We start from the raw sequence: 22,536 nt of genomic DNA, 5'->3' as shown, positions 1-22,536 counted from the left end.
ACCAGGGCTGTTGAGCGGACAGAGGCCTCACGGCATCCGGGTGGGCTTCCCCTCCTCGCACGGAGCGGCGAACCTCTTCGTCCCCCGACGACGAAGGTGCACCGCGACCGCACGCCTAGAAGACGCCCGGCAGTACTTCCTCTCGAGCCTTCGCGTAGCTGTCTTCGTGCTCCTCCAGGTAGCCCTGCCACGCTTGGGCGTCCCAGATCTCCAGCCTGGTGATCGCCCCGATCACCACGCACTCCTTGGTGAGCCCCGCGTAGCGGCGGAGCTCGGGCGCGATGGTGATGCGCCCCTGGCCGTCCGGACGTTGCTCGTCCGTGCCCGCGAACAGGTAGCGCTGGTAGGCCCGAACCGCCTCGTTCGTGAACGGGGCCTCGGCGACCTTGCGCGCCATCTGCTCGAACTCGGCGCGGGGGAAGACGAAGAGGCAGTGGTCCTGCCCCTTGGTAAGCATCAGCCCACCCGCCAAGGCGTCACGGAACTTCGCGGGCAGCGCGAGCCGCCCTTTGTCGTCCAGCTTCGGGGTGTGGGTGCCGAGGAACACGGCCTCCACCTCCCTACCGTCCACGGTGGCGAACCACCCCGGACGGCCACGGGGCTTCCCTTCCGCCCCACTGGCCACCACCGTACCCCACTTTTCACCACAGTCAACGCGACAAACGGGCAGACCACTCCGTCGAGTGTTCCGTTTGCGCAGGTCAGCCGGGTGGGGCCCGGTGGGGGCTGTGGTGGGGGACGGTGGCCAAGATCCCCCTCACCGGGGGCCGGAGCAACCTCAGCTGTTCCTGAAACGTCCGCATAACGGCCGCGAAAGAACCCCACCCCCTCCAGTGGGGCCCAGTGGGGACACAGGTGGGGCCCAGTGGGGAACCCGGGTGGGGCCTGGTGGGGACGCAGGTGGGTCCTCGTGGGGACATGCCCGGCCCACACGTCGCGAATGACTCATTCGGGACGCCGGAGGTCCCGAATGAGTCATTCGCGACATCCGAAGCGCGCCGAAGTTATCCACAGGCCCGTCCGCGGTCCTCCAAGTAGTCCACAGATCACGCAAACCTGTGGTTTCGCTTGCCCGGTCGCCGGACGATCGATCGGTGACCAGAAGATCGTGGGCCAGCCACGCCGAAGGACTCTTCGCCGCCAGCAGGCGCGGCGTGATCACGGTCGCGCAGCTGGAAGCACTGGGCGTTCCGTCGCGGACCAGCTATCGACGGTGCCGCCCCGGCCAGCCCTGGCAGCGGCTTCTCCCGGGCGTGGTTCTGCTTCGCACGGGCACGCCAACCCGGCGGCAGCTGCTCGAAAGTGCGCTGCTCTACGGCGGCGCCGAAGCGGTCGTCACCGGGCTCGAGTCGTGCCGTCGGCAGGGTCTGAAGCGCGAAGCCCGGCCGGGCGAGCCGATCCATCTCCTGCTGCCGGCGCACCTCAAGACGTCCAGCAGCGGCTACGTCCTCGTCGAACGGACCACTCGGATGCCCACGCCGATCGAGCTCGAAGAGCTGCCTTTGGCACCAGTGGCCAGGGCAGTGCTGGACGAGTGCCGACGGCTGACCGAACGCGCGCCGATCAGGGCTTTGCTTGCCGAAGCGGTCCAGCAGCTGAAGGCCGACCCCGCGGAACTGTCCGCGGAACTCGAGAAGGGAAGCGACAGAGGCAGCGCTCTGCCGCGCGAAGTGCTCCGGGAGATCGGGAGAGGCGCCCGGTCCGCCGCCGAAGCCGAAGCCATGGCGCTCTGGCGTCGCACCGGCTTGCCCGAGCCGATTTGGAACATCGAGATCCACGACGAACACGACCGCTACCTCGCCACCCCGGACGCTTGGTCCGACGAGGTCGCGTTGGCCTGGGAGATCGACTCCTACGAGTTCCATTTCGGACAACCCGGCTATGCGTCGACCCTCGTCCGGAACAACCGGTACGCCGCCGCGGGCGTCGCGGTCGTGCAGACAGTGCCCAGCCGCCTCCACAACGAGCCGCGAGCCGTTGCCGACGAGCTCGTGAAGGCTTACCGCGCGGCGTCGAACCGCCCGCGTCCCCCTGTGCGCCTGGCCGAACGTCGCGAATGACTCATTCGGGACGTCGGAGGTCCCGAATGAGTCATTCGCGACGCTGGGGCGGCTCAGGCTTTGGGGGTCAGGAGGGCCGTGACGCGGGCCGCGAGGCGGGTGCTGTCGACCGGGCTGACCGTCACCCACTCCGCCCCACCCCGGCCCGCCGTCTTCGTCGCGCAGTACGCGCCCACGTCGGTGTCGAACCACGTCAAGCCACCGACCCGCTCCACCCGGCCCGACGCCGACCGGCGGCTGACGCTGAACTGCCCCGCCGCGTACACCGGCCGCGCCTGGATCGCGCGGACCTCCTCGAGCTGCGCCGCGGCGGTTCCCGAGGCGACGTCCGAACCGAGCACCGAAGCCGGCAGGCTGATCCCGTACCCGGGCCCCGCCGCCAGCTCCGGCAGGACGTCGACGATCGCCGTCGCCAGTTCGCCCTCGTGGATCGAGTCCAGGCCGATCGTCTGCTCCGGCTGGGCCGCCAGGACGCCGCGGCGGCCCCGGGCCGCCGTCACCGCGCGGAACGGCGTCGCCGCCGTCATGTCCGCCAGTGCCTCGCACGCGACGAACACGTCCGCGCCGGCCAGTAGGTCCAGGCGCGCGGCCAGCGCCGGCTCCAGCCGGGACCCGTCGTAAAGGCCCCGCGAAGCCAGGTTCTCGTAGACGGCCTTGCGCACCTCGGCCCGCTCGGCGTCGGTGACGCCCACGCTGCGGACGCTCAGCGGTTCCGGCGGCCGGTCGTGGCCGAGGTCGGTCCAGAGGATGTCGAACGCCGACGCCGAAACCCGGATCAAGCCCGCCCCAGCGCCGGCGGGACGGGGAACGTCTCGGCGGGCACGTGCCCGCGCAACGCCGTGTCCCGGGTCCGGAGGACGTCGATCGCCTTCTGCCGCGCGGCCTCCGCTTCGGCGCGCCGGGCCGCCATCTCCCCCGCCAGCCCGGCCAGGACCAGCACATTCCCGCTGGACGCGGCGTCGCGGATCATCGACGCCGGGTCGTAGGTCACCGGCGGCGGCATGTCGGCGCGGGCCCGCGCGGCCACCTCGGCCTGCGCCCCGACCGCCTGGCCGACCGACGCCGAGACGGCGGCGGAGTGCGCGAGCCACCGCGCGGCCCGCCCCAGCGACGCCCGCGCGGCGTCCCCCGCCTGGCCACGCCAGTGCTCCTCCGAGGACGCGACCAGCGCGGCGACGTCGGCGGTGGACTCCTGCAGCCGTTTCGCCAGCCCGTCCCAGCGCGCGCCCGCCTCGCCCGCGGCGACCGGGTCGTTGCCGCGCTCGACCTCCGCGGCCATCGCCTCGTGGCTGTAGGCCTCGTACCGCGCGGTCGGCACGGGTGGTTCGGGCACGGCGCACCTCCTGGTCAGGGCAGCTTCGGTTCGACCAGCGCGGCCACCGTGCCCGCGCGGCGGCACGCGAGCGGGGTGTCCGAGAAGCCGGTGTTGCTGACGTCGATCTGCACGCTGGCGCCGTCGCCGACCCCGAGCAGCACGGCGCAGGTGCCGTCGGCGGCCTTCTTGTCGGCGACCTTCAGCGCCGGGTGGCTGCCGACCGTCGTCTTCGTGACGTTCTTCTTGGCGACGTCGAGCTCCGCCAGCCCGTCGGTGGCGCTGAGGGTCACCGTGACGCCGAAGGTGCCGGGCACGGTCCAGTCGCACGCCTTCGCCCCGGCGATGTCCTTGGGTTTGCCGAGGACGCTGATCCCGGCGGCCGACCGGTCCTGCGGGCCGAGCAGCGCGCAGGGGTCGAGCGCGGCGAGGCCGGTCCAGGCGACCGGTGGCGGTGCGGTCGTCGCGGACGCCGAGGACGTGGCCGGGTGCCCCGCGGCGGCCGGGTGCTGCCCGCAGCCGCCGAGCAGGAGAAGAAGAAGGACGGGCGCGAGCCACCGGACCGTCCGCCGCCGCTCACCCACCCGTGCAGTCCACGCCTTCGGCCGCCTGCTCGTCCGCGTGCTGGTACTTCGCCAGCGCCTCGCCGATCCGCCGCTTGAGCGTCTCGAGCTCCTTGCCGAACGCCGTCAGCTGCTGCACCGCCGAACCCTGGCCGCCGATGCCGTACTCCGCCATGAACGCGCCGATCTCCCCGGCGTACCCGCCGCCCAGCGGCACGGTCCGGCCGAGCACCTTGGCTTCGCGCACCATCTCGCCGACGACGTCCTGCAGGCGGCCGAGCCTCGCGTAGGCGTCCGTGGCCAGGTCCGGCGCGACCGCGAAGCCGCGCACGTCGTAGGGCAGCACCTCGCTCATAAGCGGTTACGCCTCTCCGTAGCCGGGCGACCTCGAACCGCAGCATACGACAGAGCAGGGCGTCAGCGGGAGCACCCAGAATCGGGTGAATACCCACCCATTCGGGGTATCGTCGCTGCTTGCGCAGTGTCATCGCGGGGTTCCAGCCCCCGGTTCGCCCGGGTTTGACACACTGGGTGGAAGGCTGGTCGCTGCGCGCGGACAGCAGCGAGGGGGCCGTTCGGCCCGGCCGGGCGCACAATGCGCGCGGCCATGCGCCACCAGGAGGTCGAGTGACGTCGAGAATCCAGTCTGCCGCGCCCGGATCGGGCGAGCAGGCATCCGGGCGGCCGCCTTATCCGGCGGAGCCCTCGGGCAACGGCCGGGTCCACGGCCACCCCGCCAGAGTGCCGCTGGACGAACTGCACGACACCGCGCGGCGGATCGCCGCCAACGTGGAGCGCGTGCTGGTCGGCAAACCCGACGTCATCCGGATCGCCCTGGTCACCCTGCTCGCCGAAGGCCACCTCCTGGTCGAAGACGTGCCCGGCGTCGGGAAGACGTCGCTGGCCAAGGCCCTCGCCCGGTCGATCGACTGCACGGTCAGCCGCATCCAGTTCACCCCCGACCTCCTGCCGAGCGACGTCACCGGCGTCTCCATCTACAACCGCCAGTCCGGCGACTTCGACTTCCGCCCCGGCCCGGTGTTCGCGAACATCGTGGTGGGCGACGAGATCAACCGCGCGTCGCCGAAGACGCAGTCGGCGCTGCTGGAATGCATGGAAGAGCACCAGGTCACCGTCGACACCTCGACCTACCGCCTCGAGCAGCCGTTCATGGTCATCGCGACCCAGAACCCGATCGAGATGGAAGGCACCTACGCGCTGCCCGAAGCCCAGCGCGACCGGTTCACCGCGCGCGTCTCCATCGGCTACCCCGACCAGCAGGCCGAGCTGGCCATGGTCGACGAGCACGCCGGCCACAACCCCCTCGAGGACCTGCAGCCGGTGTCCGACGGCGAGACCGTGCACCGGCTGATCGAGACGGTCCGCGGCGTGCACATCGCGCCGGAGGTCCGCCGGTACGCCGTCGACGTCGTCGCGGCCACCCGGGGCGTCCCGGAGATCCGGCTCGGCGCGTCCCCGCGGGCCACGCTGCACCTCGTCCGCGCGGCGCGGGCGCAGGCCGCGCTGTCGGGCCGCGACTACGTGGTGCCGGACGACCTGCACACGGTGGCGGTCCCGGTCCTGGCGCACCGCCTGGTGCTGACCACCGAGGCCCACGCGGCCCGCCGGTCGGCGACCGACGTCGTGCGCGCGGTGCTGCACCGGGTGCCGGTGCCGCAGGGCACCCGGCCCTAGCTTTCGCCTGCTGAAGGGGAAGAGAACGGCATGCTGCGTGCCCTGTCCGGCCTGACCACCCGCGGCCGCTGCCTCCTGGCCGCGGGGATCGCCGCCGCGGTGTGCTCGTTCGTGCTCAACGAACGCGACCTGCTGCGGGTCGCGGTGTTCGTGGTGGCGCTGCCGCTGCTGGTCGCCGCGTTCATCTCGGCGACCCGGCTGCGCATCGGCGCCACCCGCGCGCTGCGCCCGCAACGCGTCGCGGTCGGCGGCAACGGCGAGGTCCAGCTGGAGCTGTGGCGCAGCGGCCGGCTGCCCGCCGGCGAGATCCTCCTCGAAGACGGCGTCCCCTACGCGCTGGGTTCGCGGCCGCGGTTCGTCGTCGAGCGGCTCCCGCACGACCGGCGCGTCGCCCTCCGCTACCCGCTGCAGCCGGTGCTGCGCGGGATCCAGCAGGTCGGGCCGCTGCGCGCGACGATCACCGACCCGTTCGGGCTGTGCGAGTTCGAACGCGAGCTGATCGGGCACTCCCGGCTGGTCGTGGTGCCGCGGGTGGTCCCGCTGTGGGGCCTGCCGAGCGGCGCGGGCATCGGCGTCGGCGACGACGGCACGGTCCGGCTGCACGCGGGACAGGGCGAGGCCGACGTGATCGTCCGCCAGTACCGCCAGGGCGACGACCTGCGCAAGGTGCACTGGCGCTCGACGGCCCGCCGCGACGAGATCATGGTCCGCGTCGAAGAGCGCCCGTGGCGCGGCGGCACGACGGTGCTGCTGGACCACCGCGCCGCCGCCCACCACGGCAGCGGCCCGGCGGCGAGCCTGGAGTGGGCGGTGTCGTTCGCGGCGTCGGCGGCGCTGCACCTGCGCCGCTCCGGCCACCGCGTCCGCCTGGTCAGCGAGCACGGCGTCACCCTCGCGGACACCCCGGGCGACGGCGGTGACCACTACGACCACGTCGTGCTCGACGCGCTGGCGGGCCTGCAGCCGGCGCACCAGCGCGACATCACACTGGCCGGCGACCCGGCCGAGGGCCAGGAACTGATCGCGGTGCTGGGCACGGTGAGCACGGAGGCGGTGCACGAGCTGACCCAGTACCGCCCGCGCGGCATCCGGAGCCTGGCGGTCCTGCTGGACACGCCGACGTGGTCGGCGGGCGTGACGGCCCCGGAGCAGCGAGCGGCGGCGACGGAAGATTCGGCGGCGCTGCTGCGCGCGGCGGGCTGGGGCGTGATCGTCGCGGGACCCGGCTCGCCGATGCCTCAGGTGTGGGCCGAGTTGTGCCGCAGCGGCGCCCGCCGCGGGACGCTGATCGGAGGGCCGCGATGAGCACCGCCGCACCGCCGCGGAAGTCCGAGCGGCCCGTGTCCCGGCCGGAACGTCCGCTTTCCGCCTGGCGCAGCAGCGTTCTCGCGCCCGTGGCCGCCGGGGTCGCCACCCTCTGCGCGGCCACCTCGGTCACCAGCGTCGTCTCCGGGCTGGCCTGGTTCGGCTACCTCTTCGTCGCCGTCCTGCTCATCGGGGCCTCCGGGCTCGCCCTGCGCTCGCTGCAGGCGCCGACCGTCCTGGTCGGCTTCGGGCAGCTGCTCGTCCTGCTCTTCCTCATCACCGGCGCCTTCACCACGCACGGCATCCTGCAGGTTATCCCCGGCCCGGAAGCGTTTTCCGAAATCGGGACCACGCTGTCCGCCGCCGCGGAGCAGATCCGCGTCGGGCTGCCGCCGGTCGAGGGCAGCCAGCCGATCCTGTGCCTGATCACCATCCTGATCGGGCTGGTCGCCGTCCTCGTCGACACGCTGACCGTCGCCGCCGCGGCGCCCGCCGCCACCGGGCTCGTGCTGCTCTGCGTCTACGCCGTGCCGGCCGCGCTGAGCGAGGACATGCTGCCGTGGTGGACGTTCCTGCTTGGCGGCGCCGCGTTCGCCGGCCTGCTCGCCGTCGACGGCAACCACCGGCACCGGCGCTGGCGCACCCGCGAAGCCCCGGGCCGCAGCGGCAAGCCGGGCGTGCTGTCCGCCCCGGTCGCGGTCGTCGGCACGGCCATCGTGCTCGGCCTGCTGGGCGGCGGGATCACCTGGGTCGGCACCGTCGGGAGCATGCCGTTCGGCGGCAGCGGCAACGGCCCGGGCGCGGGCTCCGGCGGCTTCGGCATCCAGCCGTTCACCGAGCTGCGCGGCATGCTCGACCAAGGCAGCAACCGCGAGCTGTTCAAGGTCCGCGGCCTCGGCACCGACCGCAGGCTGATGCGCGCGATGACGCTCGACACCTACTACCCCAACAAGGGCTGGGGCCTGCACGACGAAGGCCGTTCGCAGCAGGGCGTCCCGGTCGGGCCGCAGCTGCCGCCCGCCCCGGGCGACGACGGCACCGGCACCGCCCGCCGGATCGACGTCGAGCCGACCAGCTGGCGCGACAACTGGCTGCCGGTGTACGGCGCGCCGCGCGTGATCGACGGTGCCGGCACCGGCTACCTCTACGACCAGATCAGCGGCACGGTGTTCACCACCCGCAGCGAAGCGCCGCCGTCGTACACCGAATACGCGTCACTGAAGGAGCCGACGGCCGCCGAACTGCGCGTGACGCCGCGCGCCGACGACCTGCCGCCGCGCTACACCCAGATCGACCAGGTCGACCAGCGCGTCCGAGCGAAGACTCAGCAGCTCATCGCGGGCGCGTCCAACGACTTCGACCGGGCGTCGGCGATCTGGCGCTACTTCACGGCGCAGCAAGGGTTCGTCTACGACACGAAGACCGCACCGGCGAACGACGCCGACGCGCTCGCCGACTTCATCCTCAACGGCAAGCGCGGCTTCTGCGAGCAGTTCGCGTCGGCGATGGCCGTGATGCTGCGGGTGGCGGGCATCCCGTCGCGGGTGGCGATCGGGTTCACGCCGGGCGTGCAGGTCAACGACTACCTGTCGATCAGCACCCAGGACGCGCACGCGTGGGTCGAGGCGTACTTCGGCGACCGGGGCTGGGTGACGTTCGACCCGACGCCGCTGTCCGACGGCCGCGGCATCACCCCGTCGTACCTGCAGGCGGGCCCGCAGAACGGCAACCAGCCGGACGACACCCAGGTGGCCCCGAGCACGGTCCAGTCGAGCGCGGCGCCGACCGGCGTCCCGCGCGACAACGAGCCGAACCTCCCGGCGCAGTCGGCCCAGGAAGAGTCCGGCGGCGACGACTGGCTGTTCAACATCGCGCTCGCCCTGGCGGTGCTGGGCGCGGGCGCGCTGTTCGCGGCGGCCCTGCTGCGGCGGCTCCTCGACCGCGGACGGAAACCCGCGTCACCGTCCGGCGGTGCGGGCCCGGCGGAAGGTGACCGCAGCGAGGGAGCGTTGCTCGTGCGGGCACCGGCCCCGGTGGCGGCGCCCTCGCGGCCGCAGGCGCTGCTCGGCTGGCTGCCGTTGCTGGCGGTGGGCCTGTGGATCATCGCGCTCGGCCTCCTCGCGGCGACGGTGGCCTGGTGGCTGGGTGTGCTGGTGGTGGTCCTGCTGCTCGCGGTGGCGGGTCCGGCCATGGTCCGCGAGGCCTTCCGCCGCCGGCGCCTGCAGCGCGTCCTCCAGCAGCAAGCGGGCGCGGCGGACGCGGCGTGGGCAGAGCTGCGCGCGGAGTGCGCGGACCGGGGCCTGCCGATCCCGAGCAGCGACACGGTCCGCGTGGCGGGCCAGAAACTGGCGGCCAAGCACCACTTGGACGACGACGGCCGCGAGAGCCTCCGCACGGTGATCGGCGTCCTGGAGAGGTCCTGGTACGGCGGCGACGACACGCCCCAGCCGGAACTCCCCCCGGCGTTCGACGGCCTGCGCCGCAGCCTCCGCCGGAACGCCCCACTCTCGTGGAAGGGCAGGCTGTTCCCCCGATCAATCTTCCGCAACCACGACTAACCGCTCCGCTCACCCGCCCTTGGAGAGGCATCACGCGTGTCGACCCTCCAATCACGCGTGTCGACCCTTCAATCACGCGAGTTGACTCTCCAATCACGCGAGCTGACCCTCTGATCACGCGAGTTCTGGGCTCGAACACGCGAGGCTCGGCTTGATCATGCGGCCGAGCGGGCGCGGAGGCGGCTCGTGGGGTGAGCTCATTGCGGAGGAAGCGAGCACGGACCCGAAGGCGTGGCCAGCTCACCCGGGTGGGGGTCACCCACTGTCACCGCAGCTTCCAACGCCCCACAGGCCCAGTTGAGCACACAAGAAGATCCGCATCCCGCCGAACGGAGGGACGCGGATCTTGTCGTCTTGCGGCGCTACTGCTCCTCGAAGCGCTGGCGGAAACGCTCCTCCATCCTCTGGGTGAAGGAACTCCGGCGACCCGATGGTTTCCCACCGCGGGCACCCGAGCCACCGCCCTTGCCGTCTCCGTCGGCGCCGTGCCGAATCGAAGTGACGGCCATCATGACTCCGAAGAACATCACGAGGAACCCGAGCACGCTGATCAGCGGGATGTCGGCCACCCGGAACTGCGGCACCACCACGCCCAGCACCAGCAGGGCCACGCCCACTACGAACAGGGCGATGCCCTGAATACGCCGTCGGCGAGCGGGGCGACGCAACCGGGTGCCACGCACCGTGGATGCGAACTTGGGGTCCTCGGCATAGAGCTCGCGCTCGATCTGATCGAGCAGCCGCTGCTCATGCTCGGAGAGTGGCATCTTTCCTCCTCCGGCACAGCTGTCGCGGGCGCCGGGCCGCGCAACGTCCTGGACCCAACAGCCAACCCCAGGCGGGGTGGCACTGTCCAGGATACGAGGCCCGCGCCCGCACGACTACCCGATCCCGCATCCAGAAGGGATCGAATTGGGCTAAATCCCGCTCGACAGGCGTTGCGGACCGTCACCGTTGCCGATCGTGACCGTTTTGCCGCCCGACCGCCGTTGTGGGGGAACGTCACCGAGCCGAAGATCACCCTCCGTTCTCGCGCGGCCCCAGCAGCGACGCCGGCCGCACCGCCGCCGAGCCGAACTTCGACCGCGCGACGTCCGCGGCCACCTCCGCGTCCCGCCAGCGCGGGGCCGGTGAGTCGAACACCAGCTGCTCCCCCGCCTCCCCCGTGTCCAGCCCCTCGACGCGGACGCCGATCAGCCGCACCGCCCCCGTCGGCGCGTGCTCGGTGAGCAGCGCCACGGCCACGGCGTGGATCTCGCGCGCCACGTCCGTCGCCGAAACCAGCGTGCGGGCGCGGGTGATCGTCCGGAAGTCCGCGAACCGCACCTTGATCGACACCGTCCGGCCCCGCACGCCCCGCTCCCGCAGCGTCGCCCCCACCCTCGTGGCCAGCCGCAGCAGCTCGAGCTCGAGGGAAGCGCGCGAATGCAGGTCGACGTCGAACGTGTGCTCCGCGCCGATCGACTTCTCCGGCGAGTCGACCACCACCGACCGCTCGTCCACCCCGTGCGCCAGCCGGTACAGGTGCTCGCCCGCCGCCACCCCCAGCGACTTCTTCAGCCGCTCCGGCGGGAACGCGGCGACGTCGGCGATCGTGGCCAGCCCCAGGCGCCGCAGGTGCTCCTCGGTCCGCGCGCCGACGCCCCACAGCGCCGACACCGGCAGCGGGTGCAGGAACGCCAGGGTCTCCGCCGCCGGCACCACGACCATCCCGTCCGGCTTCGCCATCCCCGACGCCAGCTTCGCGACGAACTTGACCTTCGCCACCCCCACCGAGCAGGTGATCCCGTGCTCGGCCGCGACCCGCGAGCGGATCTCCGCGCCCAGCGACGCCGGCGTGGCGCCCAGCCGCCGCAGCGCCCCGCTGACGTCCAGGAACGCCTCGTCCAGGCTGAGCGGCTCGACCAGCGGCGTCAGCTCGCGGAAGATGCCCATCACCCCGCGGGACACCGACGAATACAGCCCCGACGTCGGCGGGATGTTGATCAGCTGCGGGCACAGCCGCTTCGCCGTCGAGAACGGCATGGCCGAGCGCACGCCGAACTTCCGCGCCGGGTAGTTCGCCGCCGCCACGACCGCCCGCGGCCCGCCCCCGGACACCACGACCGGCTTGTCCGCCAGCTCGGGCCGGGTGCGCAGCTCGACCGACACGAAGAACGCGTCCATGTCGACGTGCAGGAGCCCGCACCCGGTGTCGTCCGGCACCGGCTCACCCGGCCGGACGCGGAACCGGCCCATCCCGCCCGGCAACTCGGCATTTCGTCCCACGCCGAGGACGCTACCGGGCACCACCGACAGTTTCGGACGAGGCGCGAAACCGCAGTTCAGACCGGGCGCGCCACCGCGTGCAGCCGACCGGCGATGTCCCGCAGCACCGGCGTCGCGGACGCCGTCCGCTCGAACGCCGCCAGCTCGTCGTCCCGGACGTCGCCGCCGACCAGGTCGGCGATCACCCGATCGCCCTGCAGCAGCGTGACTTCCAGCCCCGCCGCCTCCAGGTCGGCCTGCAGCCCGGAAGCGGAGAAGCGCCGCAGCACCGTGTCGCCGGCGACGACCCCGTCGGCGCTCTCGAGCAGCTGCCGCGCCTCGCCCACCCGGCCCGCCAGCGCGCGGTGGAACGCCGCCGCGTGCCGGTTCGCGACCAGCACCGACACCGCGCCGCCCGGCGCGACCGCCGTGGCCAGGGCCGTCAGCACCGCGGCCGGGTCGTCGACGATCTCCAGCAGCCCGTGCGCCAGCACGAGGTCGGCCGAGCCCGCCTCGACGTGCCGCCCCAGCGCGTCGGAGTCGTCCGCGATCACCGTGATCAGCTCGGAGACGCCTTCCTCCTCGGCCCGCCGCTGCAGCGTGGCCAGGGCGTTCGGGCTCGGCTCGACGACCGTCACCCGGCAGCCCGCCGCCGCGAACGGCACCGCCCAGCCGCCGCTGCCGCCGCCCACGTCGACGACGCGGGGGTGCTCGGCGCCCCGGGCGCGTGCGGCCTCGATCTCGGCCTCGAGCACCCGGCGGACGGCACCCGAACCCCGGGCGGCCACGGTCTCCGTCTTCATGTCGCACAGGGTAGTGCCCGCCCCCGCCGGCCTCCCGAGCTCCTCCCTTCGAGTGAACGGCCCTTGCCCGGCGGCGCCTTGCGCGCGCACCCGTAGGCTGGTGAACGTGCACACGGTCGCCGTACTCAGCCTCAAGGGAGGCGTCGGCAAGACGACGGTCGCTCTCGGTATCGCGTCCGCCGCCTTGCGTAGGGGCACGCGGACGCTGGTGGTCGACCTCGACCCGCAGGGCAACGCCACCACCTCGCTCGACCCGCCCTTCACCGACGCCACCCTCGCGGACGTGCTCGAGACCCCCACCCGGGAAACGCTGGAACGCGCGATCGCCCCGAGCGTCTGGAGCGAGGACGTCGACGTCCTCGTCGGTGCCGAAGAGCTGGAGCTGCTCAACGACCCGGACGCCGACAGCGAGCGCCTGGCGAACTTCTCGCGGGCGCTGGACGAGCTGCACCGCACGCCGCTGCGGGAAACCCCGTACGAGCTGGTGATCCTCGACTGCCCGCCGTCGCTGGGCCGCCTGACGAAGTCGGCGCTGGTCGCCGCGGACAGCGCGCTGATCGTGACCGAGCCCACGATGTACGCCGTCGCCGGGGCGTCGCGCGCCCTGGAGGCGATCGAGAAGATCCGCAAGGAGCTCAACCCGGAGCTGCGCCCGATCGGCGTCCTGGTGAACAAGCTGCGCGTGCGCTCCTACGAACACCAGTTCCGGATCGCCGAGCTGCGCGAGAACTTCGGCTCGCTGGTGATGCCGACGGCGATCACCGACCGGCTCGCGGTGCAGCAGGCCCAGGGCGCGTGCAGCCCGATCCACGAGTGGCACTCGCCGGGCGCGCAGGAGATCGCGCTGACGTTCAACATGGTGCTGGCCAAGATCCTGCGCTCGAACCGGGCGGGCCGGCACCGCATCGCCGGCGAGGAGCCCGAAGGCCCGGACTGGCCCGAAGGCCCGGCCCCGGAGACGCCCGAGGCGCCGGCCGAGGTGTCCGAATCCGCGGGGTGAGCCGTGCCCGAAGGTGACACCGTCTTCCTGGTCGCCCGCCGCTTCGCCAGGGCGATGGCCGGGAAGACGTTGCTGCGCGGCGAGTTCCGGGTGCCACAACTGGCCACAGTGGACCTTTCCGGCCGTGAGGTGCTCGGCGTCGGCACGGTCGGCAAGCACCTGTTCACCCGCTTCTCCGGCGACCTGACCCTGCACTCGCACCTGTTGATGGACGGGATGTGGGACGTCTACCCGGCCGGCGCGAAGTGGCGGCGGCCCGGCCACCACGCGCGGGTGATCTTCACCGCGGCCGACGTCCAGGCGATCGGGTTCCGCGTGCACGACCTGAAACTCGTGGCCACGAGCAAGGAACACGACCTCGTCGCCCACCTCGGCCCGGACCTGCTCGATCCGAAGTGGACGGACGAGCACCTGGAGCGGGCGATCGCGAACCTGACCGCCGCCCCCGCGCGCGAACTCGGGCTCGCGCTGCTCGACCAGCGCGTGATGGCGGGTGTCGGCAACCTCTACAAGTGCGAAATCGCCTTCCTGCTCGGGGTCACGCCGTGGACGCCGGTGTCCGAAGTGGACGCCGGGCGCACGGTCGCGCTGGCCCGCAAGCTGCTGCTGGCCAACGCCCTCGCCGGGCGGTTCGAGCAGAGCACCACCGGCCACCTCGACCGCAACCGCAAGAACTGGGTGTACGAGCGCACCCGCCAGGGCTGCTTCCGCTGCGGCGGCAAGCTCCTGGTCCGCACGCAGGGCCACGACGTCCAGCGGCGGCCGACGTGGTTCTGCCCGAAGGACCAGACAGGCCCGTACCCGCCGCAGTAGGCTGGCGCCCGTGACGACGTTCAAGCTCCCGCTCTACGGGGCCGACACCGAACGCGGCGACCTCGCTCCCTGAGCCGCGCCCTTCTTCCGTCACCTCGTACCCCCTCAAGGGAGCTTCGTCATGCCCGCAATCCTGACCGGGCAGGCGCTGCGCGTGTTCGCGCACGCCCTGCCCAAGGTCGAACTGCACGTCCACCTGGTCGGCTCGGCGAGCCTGCCGACCGTCCTCGAACTGGCTCGGCGCCGCCCCGCCGCCGGCGTCCCCACCGACGAGCGCGAGCTCGCGGAGTTCTTCACCTTCCGCGACTTCGCCCACTTCCTCACCGTCTACCTCGCGGTCACGTCGCTGGTGCGCGACCGCCACGACATCCACACGCTCGTGACCGGCCTGGCGGCGGATCTCGCCGCGCACAACTGCCGCTACGCCGAAGTCACCGTGACGCCGTACAACCACCTGCTCGACGGCATGTCCGGCGACGACCTGCTGACCGGGCTGGAAACCGGCCGGGCGCGCGCCGCCGAACTCGGCGTGGAACTGGCCTGGTGCTTCGACGTTCCGGGCGAAAAGGGCAACCGCGCCGGGCAGGAGACCCTCGTGTTCGCGCTCCGCGAACGGCCCGAAGGCCTGGTGTCGTTCGGGCTCGGCGGCCCCGAACTCGGCGTCGGGCGCGCGCAGTTCGAGCCGTACTTCACGCGGGCGCGGGAAGCCGGGCTGCACAGCGTCCCGCACGCCGGCGAGACCACCGGGCCGGCGACCATCTGGTCCGCGCTGCACGACCTCGGCGCCGAGCGGATCGGCCACGGCACCAGCTGCGCGGCCGATCCGGCGCTGATGGAACACCTTGCGGCGCACCGGATCCCGCTCGAGGTGTGCCCGACGTCGAACGTCCGGACCGGCCAGGTCCCGTCCGTGTCCGCGCACCCGGTCCGGCGCATGCTCGACCACGGCGTCGTCGTCACGCTCAACACCGACGACCCGCCGATGTTCGGCGCCACGCTCACCGGTGAGTACGTCGCTGTCGCGGAGACGCTCGGCCTCACCGCGGCCGAACTGGCCCGGCTCGCGGAGAACGCCGTCGACGCCTCCTTCCTCGGCGAGCGGCGGAAAGCCCGTCTGCGGAGTGAGATCGGCGAAATGACGTTGCACGCCACCGCGGACTTCACCTAGCGTGGCAGTACACGAGAAAGGAGGTGGTCCTAAGTTGTATTCCAACAGGACTCGTGAGGTGACTGTCCGCTAGCGGATGGCACGTGGAGGACTTTGAGCAGCGATACAACCGAGCCACCTTCGGCTCATCGCCTGCTTCACGTGGTGCCTGATAGCGAATACCAGGCAGTCACCGTGCCCCCGGGGTTCCCGAGCACCAGTCCGGCTCGGGCTCAGGCGTTTGACGGCGCTTGAGAGCACCCCCCGGGGGTCCCTTTATTTCGCTCGTTTGTGCAGTTCGCGCCACCCGGCGTAGCAAGACGACCGTCCGGCGATCAGCGTTTCGCCGTTCCGTCCCCCGGACGGCTGACGGTCGCTAGCCTGGATGCATGCTCAGGCCTGACTACCCGATCACCACGGCCCGGCTGATCCTGCGCCCGTTCACGTCCGGGGACCTCGACGCGCTGAACTCCTTCCAGTCCCGCGCCGACGTCGCCCGCTACCTCTACTGGGGCCCGCGCAGCCGCGCCGAGTCGGCCGCCGCGCTCGCGAAGCGGGTGCACAGCTCGACGTTGACGAAGGAAGGGCAGTTCCTGGCCGTGGCGGTCGAACTGGCCGCGACCGGGCAGCTCATCGGCGACCTGAACCTGGAGTGGCTGAGCAGCGAACACCGCCAGGGCGAGATCGGGTTCGTCTTCCACCCGGACCACCACGGCAAGGGCCTCGCCGCCGAAGCGGCCACCGAGCTGCTGCGGCTGGGCTTCGAAGATCTTGGGCTGCACCGCATCATCGGCCGCTGCGACGGCCGGAACACCGCGTCCGCCGCGTTGATGGAACGCCTCGGCATGCGCCGCGAAGCGCACCTCAGGGAGAACGAGATCGTCAAGGGCGAGTGGACCGACGAACTGATCTACGCGATGCTCGAGGACGAGTGGAAGGACCGCGAGTAGTGGCGGCCTTCACTCCGGTGTGATGCTCGGGTCGCGCCCGGCGGGCGATTTGGCAGCATGGGGGCGTGTTCTTCGACAAGATCGTCCGCCCGGCGCTGTACCGGCTGTCCTCCGACGACCCCGAACTGGTGCACGAGCGCACGATCGCCGTCCTCGCCCGGCTCGGCAAGCTCGCTCCCCGCGGCGTCCCCGGCGTTCTCCGCGTCGACGACCCGGTGACCGTGCTGGGCCTGCGGTTCCCCAACCGCGTCGGCCTGGCCGCCGGGATGGACAAGAACGGCCGCGCGCTGCCGGCGTGGGCCGCGCTGGGCTTCGGGTTCGTCGAAGTCGGCACCGTGACCCGGCTCGTGCAGCCGGGCAACCCGAAGCCGCGGTTGTTCAGCCTGCCCGCCAGCGACGCGGTGATCAACCGCATGGGCTTCAACAACGAGGGCGCCGAAGCGCTCGCGGCCAAGCTCGCGCGCGATGGGAAACCGGGTGTCCCGCTGGGGATCAGCATCGGCAAGTCGAAGGTGACGCCGCTCGAGGACGCCGTCGAGGACTACCGGTTCTCGCTGCGCGCGCTGCACCCGTACGCGGACTACTTCGCGATCAACGTCAGCTCCCCCAACACGCCGGGGCTGCGGCAGCTCCAGGACCGCACGGCGCTCGCCGAGCTGCTCGGCGAGCTGCGTTCCACGTCGGCCGAGCTGGCCGGCGGCGGATCGCCGGTGCCATTGCTGGTGAAGGTCGCGCCCGACCTGACCGACGACGCGCTGGCCGAGCTGCTGGAAGTCGCGCTCGAGCACGGTGTCGCCGGGATCATCGCCACGAACACGACGCTGTCGCGCGAGGGCATCGCCCCCGGGGAGAGCGGCCTGGCCGGACAGGCGGGAGGACTGTCCGGCCGGCCGCTGACCACCCGCGCGGCCGAGGTCGTGCGGTTCGTGCACGACCGGACCGGCGGGAGCCTGCCGATCATCGGGGTGGGCGGGATCATGGGCCCGGACGACGCGGTCCGGCTCGTCGACGCCGGCGCGTCGCTCGTGCAGCTCTACACGGGCTTCGCGCTGCACGGGCCGGGCTTGGTGCGCCGGGTCAGCCGGGGTCTCGCGGCCCGGCGGTAGACGTGAAGCGCACGTACCCGCGCCAGGACTCGTAGCGGTCCAGACCAGGCCCCTCGGCCGTCAGGCACCGGACGGCCAGGGGCGCGGTGCCGTCGTCGAGCACGACGCGGTCGAGCACGAACGGCTCCTTCAGCGTGGTGGCGAACCGCTCGAACGCGGCCGGGGACAGGCGCCAGCGCTCGCCGTCGAGGGTGGCGGTGCCCTCGAGGACGCCCGGCTGCGGCGGTTCGGTGTCCAGCAGCACCATCCGGTAGGCGTCGGTGGTCCGGACCGGTCCGGTGAAGCGGGCGCCGAGGGCGGTGAGGTCGGCGTTGAGCGGCTGGCCGCGCAGGTGGGCGCCGAACACGACGACGTCCTCCCCCGGCTCCGGGTAGGGCGTCATCGGCTCGTCCGTGCAGACGGTCGCCAGGTCGAGGGCGATCTGGTCTTCGAACGCCCGTGTCAGGAAGGTGACGCCGAACGGACGGCGGTCGCCCGGCAGCACCGGGACGGACACGGAAGCCACGTCGAGGAGGTTCGCGAAGGCCGTGCAGGAGGTCAGGCGGTGGCCGACGCCGGCCGGGTCGGCCAGCGCTTCGGCGATCCCCGGGTGCTCCGGCACGGTCGGCAGGAGGAGGGCGTCGAAGCCGTCGAAACCCTGGTCGGGCACGGAGATCGGGGTGAGCACGGCGCCGGCGGCGGTCAGCCGGGCGACGACGGCCTCGAGCGCGAGGCTCGCGGCCTCCCCGAGGGGGAGGTCGGCGGGGTAGGCGATCCGCGGGTGCTCACCGGCGCCGAGGCGGACGTCGGCGGGCCAGGGGCGGTCGCCGCCGGTCATCAGGGTGAGGGCGCGGTGGGCCGCGACCAGGCCGGTCGCGTACACGGAGACGTTGTCGGCGCCGGGCAGCAGGCCCCGCGTCGGCTTCACCGCCGCGATGGCGTTCAGCGCGGCAGGGACGGCGCCGCCGGTGCTCAGGGCCAGGTCGACGACGCCGAGGGCGACGGCGACCGCGGCGCCGTTGCCGCCGGCCTTGGTGCGGTCCCAGGCGCCGGAGATCATGGCGGCGCCGGTCTTGCCGAGCACGACGGCGCCGGCGGCGGTGAGCCGGGTGACGACCGCGGCGCTGGTCTCCGGGACGCCGTGGCCGGACGGCTGCCCGGCGACGTCGATCAGGTCCTGGACGGCGATGACGGTGCCGGCCAGCGGCAGGTCTTCGCCGGCCTTGACGCGTTCGTCGACGGCCTTGGCGTCGACGAGGACGTCTTCGACGGCGCGGAGGGTGGTCCAGAGTTCGGGGCGGCCGGCCTCGGTGAGGCGTTCGAAGGCCGCGATGACGCGCTGGGAGGCGGTGGGCGGGGTGATCGGCACGGGGTCCGGGTCCGGCGGGAGCGTGTTCACGGGGCGTCCTTTCCTCGGCGGTCGAGAAAGTCCACTGTGTACGGTCGGCGCCGTCGAACCTCAGTCCACGGCGGGCCTCCCGGCGAGTGACACCTCGGCATGCATGACAGAAACGTTAGGGCGCGGACGTTTCCGTAGCCATCAGTTTCCGATTACGCGCGGGTTTCGGCCCCGGAAGGTGAACAGGGGGCGACGCCGGGGTGAAACGCACGATCACGCACGCGCCGTGACGACCAGCCGGATCCCCCGGTCGGCGGCACCCGAACGGCCGAGTTTCAGATCCCAATGGCCCAGCGAAGCCGAAATCCGCGTGATGGAAGGGTCGACACGCGTGATCAGGAGGTCGACACGCGTGATTCCCGGGTCGACACACCGCACCGGAGGCCGGTTCGCCGTGTCGACCCTTCAATCACGCGTGTCGACCCTTCAATCACGAGTGTCGACCTTCGGATCACGGTCAGGAGAGTTCGCGGAGGGCCATGGCGAGGCCGGCCAGGCGGTCGGTGGCGTCGGTGAGGGCTTGCTTGGACGTCACCAGACCGTCGCCGGCGGCGGCGACCGTGTGGCCGGCCGCGGCGACCAGGCCGCGGTAGCCCTCGAGGCCGTCTTCGAGCTGCTCGCGGAGCTTGGCCACCGCCGCGTCCAGGGCCGCCTTCTCCCGGGCGGGTGCCGAGTCGCGGCCGCGCTCGATGGCCTGGATGCGGCCGGCCAGGCCGCGCAACGCGGCCGCCGCTTCGGTCGCCGTCTGGCGGGCGTCCGCGACCGAGACCTCCGAGACCAGCGGCGTCCCCAGCGACGAGGGCACCGAAAGCTGGCGCAGGAGCTCCGTCAGCGACGCTTCGCACTCGGCGAGACGTTCCATCGGCTCACGGGCCGCCGAGCGGGCGGGCGGCAACGGCGGCGGGCCGGCCGGGGCCGCCGGGATCGGGGTGCGCTTGAGTTCACGCAGCTTCAGGCCGGAGCGGACGCTGAACGTGCCGAAGATGACGGCTCCGGCGAACGCCGTGATCGCCTGCGGCATCATCGCGGCACTGGTCGGGCTGAGCCAGCCCACCGCCGCGGCCACCGTCACGACCGCGCACAGGATCGTCAGGATGATCCACAGCGTCATCGCCTTCGACGTCCGGCGCTTGCGGCGTTCGAGCTTCGCGGCCGGGTGGTTCCAGCGGTCCCACTTGGCGCGGGCCTCGGCGAACGCCGGGACCTGGCTGGCCATCGACGACAGCGACGCCGTCATGTCGGGGCGCCGCACCGGCGGGCGTTGCAACGGGTTGGGGCGCTGCGGTGCGGGCTTCCCGCCGGCCTGGTCGGCCGGCGGGAAGTACTTCTGCACCTTCTGGAGCTTCTCCTGAGCGCGCACCGCGTAGTCGGGCAGCTTCTCGATGTGCTTCTCCAGCTTCGCGCTCAGCTCGCTGAAGTCGCGCCGTCTGCCCTGCTGCCCCATGGTGCTCGCCCCCTCCGGAGTCGTCAGGCCGGGTTCTTGCCCTGCTCGGCCTGCACGCGCGCCTGGATTTCCCGCTGGATGTCGGCCGAGCTGCTGGCCGGCTGCTGGGCCGTCTTGCCGCCGTCGGTCACCTGGGCGACCGAGTCACCGCGCATCGACGCGCGGATCTGCTCGAGCCGCGAGTGGCCGGCCAGCTGCGTGGTGGAGGCCTGGACCTCCATCATGCGCCCCTGGACCGAGTTCTGGGCGAGTTCCGCCTGGCCCAGCGCGGTGGTGTAGCGCTTCTCGATCTTGTCGCGGACCTCTTCCAGCGACGGCGTGTTGCCCGGCGCGGCCAGCTGGCTCATCTGGTTCAGCGAGGCGGAGACCTGCTCCTGCATCTTCGCCTGCTCCAGCTGCGAGAGCAGCTTGGTGCGCTCGGCGAGCTTCTGCTGCAGCATCTGCGAGTTCCGCTCGACGGCCTGCTTCGCCTGCGCCGCGGCCTGCAGCGACTGGTCGTGCAGCGTCTTCAGGTCCTCGATGTTCTGCTCGGCCGTGACGAGCTGCGTGGCGAAGCTCTCCGCGGCGTTCTCGAACTCGACGGCCTTCTGCTCGTCACCCTTCGAGCGGGCCTCGTCGGCGAGGACGAGCGCCTGCCGGGTCGAGGCCTGCAGCTTCTCGACGTCGCCGAGCTGCCGGTTGAGCTTCATCTCCAGCTGCCGCTGGTTGCCGATCACGGAGGCGGCCTGCTGCGTCAGCGCCTGGTGGTTGCGCTGCGCCTCCTCGATGGCCTGCTGGATCTGTACCTTCGGGTCGGCGTGCTCGTCGATCTTCGACGAGAACGCCGCCATCATGTACTTCCAGAACTTCACGAACGGGTTGGCCATCTCCTCCGCCTGCCTTCTTGCGTCCCACGGGCCTAGGTACTCGGGGTGTGGGGCGTCGCTCCCCTGCAAGTGCAACGCTCCGACCCCGGCGTCGGGTTCCATCGTGTCAGGTCGGCCACGTCCGTTCCAGGCGACCCGGCCGAATTCAGGGATCACCCCGATCACTACCCGTAGACAACGCCGACGGCCCCGGGCGGGTTGCCCGGGGCCGTGCGGTCGTGTGCGCTGGGGCTACGCGGCGATCGTGGAGGCCAGCTTGGGCTGGCCGATCGTCGTCCGCAGCGTCGTGTTCATCCGCGGGGCCGGGGAAACCCGCAGGTCGGCGAGGTCGTTGCCGATCAGCTCGGACATCAGGCGGCCGCCTTCGATGCCGGCTGCCGAGGCCTCCGCGCCCCGCTTCTCCCGGGGCGGGCCCTCCACGATCCGCTCGTCGACCGGTGGGACCTCGACGTTGTCGAGGGCCGAAACGTCCGCCGCCACGTTGTGCAGCAGCTCGCCGAGCGGAAGGTCCAGGGCCTGGCAGATGGACGCGAGCAGTTCGCTCGACGCCTCCTTCTGGCCCCGCTCGACCTCCGAGAGGTAGCCGAGGCTGACCCTGGCGGCGCGGGAGATGTCGCGCAGCGTACGACGCTGGTTGGTGCGGGCATGACGGAGCCGATCACCGATCGCCTCACGCAACAGCACGGTCATCACGCGCCTCCCTTCCGAACAAGTACCCCCTACGTTACCCAGAGCGGTGCCCCGGGCGCAGGAGTTGGTGTGCACGTACGCCAAGGGCGAACGCGTGTTTCACCTCAAATGTTCCCCGAGCAGGGCAAACGCGGCCAAGACCGACTCGGTCCTGATCAAATCGCGGTCGCCGGTCAAGGCCAGGGTACGGACTGTACGTGTTCCCGGCCCGGCCAGCCCGACGTGCACGGTGCCCGGCGCGACGCCGTCCTGCGCCGACGGCCCGGCCACGCCGGTGAGCCCGAGCCCCCAGGTGGCGCCGCACCGGTCGCGGGCTCCCTCGGCCAGCTGGGCGGCCACCTCGGGGTGGACCGCGCCGTGTTCGGCCAGCAGCTCCGAAGAGACGCCGGCCAGGGCCGCCTTCAGCTCGGTCGCGTAGACGACCAGTCCCCCGCGCAGCGCCGCGCTGGCTCCCGGCACCCGCGCGAGGGTGGCGCAGACCAGGCCGGCGGTGAGGGACTCGGCCGCGGCGACCGTCTCGCCCCGCGCGGTCAGGGCGCCGATCAGGGCGGCGGCTTGCTCATCACCCGGCGCCGGAGGCCGCGAATGACTCATTACCG

The 22,536-nt window shown here is 72.3% G+C and carries 22 protein-coding genes; 9 read left to right on the top strand and 13 right to left on the bottom strand.

Annotated features, from left to right (window positions below; all coding sequences use genetic code 11):
- Positions 1 to 115: 115 nt before the first annotated feature.
- Positions 116 to 547, bottom strand: coding sequence for a division/cell wall cluster transcriptional repressor MraZ (gene mraZ / locus H5965_RS24850; protein ID WP_310972684.1), 432 nt, complete (start codon positions 545 to 547; stop codon positions 116 to 118).
- A 607-nt stretch (positions 548 to 1,154) separates the two neighbouring features.
- On the opposite strand from mraZ, the gene H5965_RS24845 reads away from it, so the two are divergent.
- On the top strand, positions 1,155 to 2,060 hold the full coding sequence (locus H5965_RS24845; protein WP_310972629.1) for a hypothetical protein: 906 nt from the start codon (positions 1,155 to 1,157) through the stop codon (positions 2,058 to 2,060).
- 53 nt (positions 2,061 to 2,113) lie between these two features.
- Here the strand turns inward: H5965_RS24845 and H5965_RS24840 are convergent, their stop codons facing one another.
- The 4 genes from H5965_RS24840 to H5965_RS24825 are packed head-to-tail and all read right to left on the bottom strand — an operon-like array spanning position 2,114 to position 4,290.
- Complete coding sequence (locus H5965_RS24840) at positions 2,114 to 2,839, bottom strand: ESX secretion-associated protein EspG (protein WP_310972628.1); 726 nt, start codon at positions 2,837 to 2,839, stop codon at positions 2,114 to 2,116.
- The gene (locus H5965_RS24835; RefSeq protein WP_310972627.1) at positions 2,836 to 3,393 is read right to left on the bottom strand and encodes a PPE domain-containing protein; all 558 of its coding nucleotides are present in this window, start codon (positions 3,391 to 3,393) and stop codon (positions 2,836 to 2,838) included. Before H5965_RS24835 ends, H5965_RS24840 begins: the two co-directional genes overlap by 4 nt.
- Before the next feature lie 14 nt (positions 3,394 to 3,407).
- Positions 3,408 to 3,956: a DUF3558 domain-containing protein gene (locus H5965_RS24830; RefSeq protein WP_310972626.1), complete on the bottom strand. Its 549-nt coding sequence runs from the start codon at positions 3,954 to 3,956 to the stop codon at positions 3,408 to 3,410.
- Positions 3,949 to 4,290: a hypothetical protein gene (locus H5965_RS24825; RefSeq protein ID WP_310972625.1), complete on the bottom strand. Its 342-nt coding sequence runs from the start codon at positions 4,288 to 4,290 to the stop codon at positions 3,949 to 3,951. Before H5965_RS24825 ends, H5965_RS24830 begins: the two co-directional genes overlap by 8 nt.
- A gap of 272 nt (positions 4,291 to 4,562) precedes the next feature.
- Between H5965_RS24825 and H5965_RS24820 the strand changes: the two genes are divergently transcribed.
- From H5965_RS24820 to H5965_RS24810, 3 genes are read left to right on the top strand one after another with little or no spacing between them, the layout of a single operon-like run.
- Positions 4,563 to 5,630, top strand: a complete 1,068-nt coding sequence (locus tag H5965_RS24820; RefSeq protein ID WP_310972624.1) for a MoxR family ATPase — start codon at positions 4,563 to 4,565, stop codon at positions 5,628 to 5,630.
- A 30-nt stretch (positions 5,631 to 5,660) separates the two neighbouring features.
- Positions 5,661 to 6,935, top strand: coding sequence for a DUF58 domain-containing protein (locus tag H5965_RS24815; protein WP_310972623.1), 1,275 nt, complete (start codon positions 5,661 to 5,663; stop codon positions 6,933 to 6,935).
- Positions 6,932 to 9,493 carry a DUF3488 and transglutaminase-like domain-containing protein gene (locus tag H5965_RS24810; RefSeq protein ID WP_310972622.1) on the top strand — a complete coding sequence of 854 codons (2,562 nt, stop codon included), beginning with the start codon at positions 6,932 to 6,934 and terminating at the stop codon, positions 9,491 to 9,493. Before H5965_RS24815 ends, H5965_RS24810 begins: the two co-directional genes overlap by 4 nt.
- Positions 9,494 to 9,855: 362 nt before the next feature.
- Here H5965_RS24810 and H5965_RS24805 read toward each other — a convergent pair whose 3' ends face one another.
- The 3 genes from H5965_RS24805 to H5965_RS24795 all read right to left on the bottom strand — a co-directional run bounded on the left by H5965_RS24805 (position 9,856) and on the right by H5965_RS24795 (position 12,543).
- A complete protein-coding gene (locus tag H5965_RS24805) occupies positions 9,856 to 10,260 on the bottom strand; it encodes a DUF3040 domain-containing protein (protein WP_310972621.1) in 405 nt (134 codons plus the stop codon).
- A 250-nt stretch (positions 10,261 to 10,510) separates the two neighbouring features.
- The gene (dinB, locus tag H5965_RS24800; protein ID WP_310972683.1) at positions 10,511 to 11,731 is read right to left on the bottom strand and encodes a DNA polymerase IV; all 1,221 of its coding nucleotides are present in this window, start codon (positions 11,729 to 11,731) and stop codon (positions 10,511 to 10,513) included.
- Between the two features lie 86 nt (positions 11,732 to 11,817).
- Entirely contained in the window at positions 11,818 to 12,543 is a 726-nt protein-coding gene (locus tag H5965_RS24795; RefSeq protein WP_310972620.1) for a methyltransferase domain-containing protein, read from the bottom strand.
- A gap of 106 nt (positions 12,544 to 12,649) precedes the next feature.
- On the opposite strand from H5965_RS24795, the gene H5965_RS24790 reads away from it, so the two are divergent.
- From H5965_RS24790 to H5965_RS24770, 5 genes are all read left to right on the top strand, one after another.
- Positions 12,650 to 13,543, top strand: a complete 894-nt coding sequence (locus tag H5965_RS24790) for a ParA family protein (protein ID WP_310972619.1) — start codon at positions 12,650 to 12,652, stop codon at positions 13,541 to 13,543.
- A gap of 3 nt (positions 13,544 to 13,546) precedes the next feature.
- Positions 13,547 to 14,356: a DNA-formamidopyrimidine glycosylase family protein gene (locus tag H5965_RS24785; protein ID WP_310972618.1), complete on the top strand. Its 810-nt coding sequence runs from the start codon at positions 13,547 to 13,549 to the stop codon at positions 14,354 to 14,356.
- 121 nt (positions 14,357 to 14,477) lie between these two features.
- On the top strand, positions 14,478 to 15,524 hold the full coding sequence (add, locus tag H5965_RS24780) for an adenosine deaminase (protein ID WP_310972617.1): 1,047 nt from the start codon (positions 14,478 to 14,480) through the stop codon (positions 15,522 to 15,524).
- A 368-nt stretch (positions 15,525 to 15,892) separates the two neighbouring features.
- On the top strand, positions 15,893 to 16,453 hold the full coding sequence (locus H5965_RS24775) for a GNAT family protein (protein ID WP_310972616.1): 561 nt from the start codon (positions 15,893 to 15,895) through the stop codon (positions 16,451 to 16,453).
- Between the two features lie 65 nt (positions 16,454 to 16,518).
- Positions 16,519 to 17,559, top strand: a complete 1,041-nt coding sequence (locus tag H5965_RS24770) for a quinone-dependent dihydroorotate dehydrogenase (RefSeq protein WP_310972615.1) — start codon at positions 16,519 to 16,521, stop codon at positions 17,557 to 17,559.
- Here the strand turns inward: H5965_RS24770 and H5965_RS24765 are convergent.
- The 5 genes from H5965_RS24765 to H5965_RS24745 all read right to left on the bottom strand — a co-directional run bounded on the left by H5965_RS24765 (position 17,531) and on the right by H5965_RS24745 (position 22,531).
- Positions 17,531 to 18,937, bottom strand: coding sequence for an amidase family protein (locus tag H5965_RS24765; RefSeq protein ID WP_310972614.1), 1,407 nt, complete (start codon positions 18,935 to 18,937; stop codon positions 17,531 to 17,533). The two genes, H5965_RS24770 and H5965_RS24765, sit on opposite strands and share 29 nt — an antisense overlap.
- 457 nt (positions 18,938 to 19,394) lie before the next feature.
- Entirely contained in the window at positions 19,395 to 20,381 is a 987-nt protein-coding gene (locus tag H5965_RS24760; RefSeq protein ID WP_310972613.1) for a phage shock envelope stress response protein PspM, read from the bottom strand.
- A gap of 23 nt (positions 20,382 to 20,404) precedes the next feature.
- Positions 20,405 to 21,247 carry a PspA/IM30 family protein gene (locus tag H5965_RS24755; RefSeq protein ID WP_091315526.1) on the bottom strand — a complete coding sequence of 281 codons (843 nt, stop codon included), beginning with the start codon at positions 21,245 to 21,247 and terminating at the stop codon, positions 20,405 to 20,407.
- A 231-nt stretch (positions 21,248 to 21,478) separates the two neighbouring features.
- Positions 21,479 to 21,937: a helix-turn-helix transcriptional regulator gene (locus H5965_RS24750; protein ID WP_310972612.1), complete on the bottom strand. Its 459-nt coding sequence runs from the start codon at positions 21,935 to 21,937 to the stop codon at positions 21,479 to 21,481.
- A gap of 99 nt (positions 21,938 to 22,036) precedes the next feature.
- Positions 22,037 to 22,531: a CinA family protein gene (locus H5965_RS24745; RefSeq protein ID WP_310972611.1), complete on the bottom strand. Its 495-nt coding sequence runs from the start codon at positions 22,529 to 22,531 to the stop codon at positions 22,037 to 22,039.
- Positions 22,532 to 22,536: the final 5 nt, after the last annotated feature.

Source organism: Amycolatopsis sp. 505 (assembly GCF_031625235.1).
Taxonomy (GTDB): domain Bacteria; phylum Actinomycetota; class Actinomycetes; order Mycobacteriales; family Pseudonocardiaceae; genus Amycolatopsis.
Note: the sequence above shows the minus strand (reverse complement) of the source record. Positions and strands in the feature narration are given on the sequence as shown.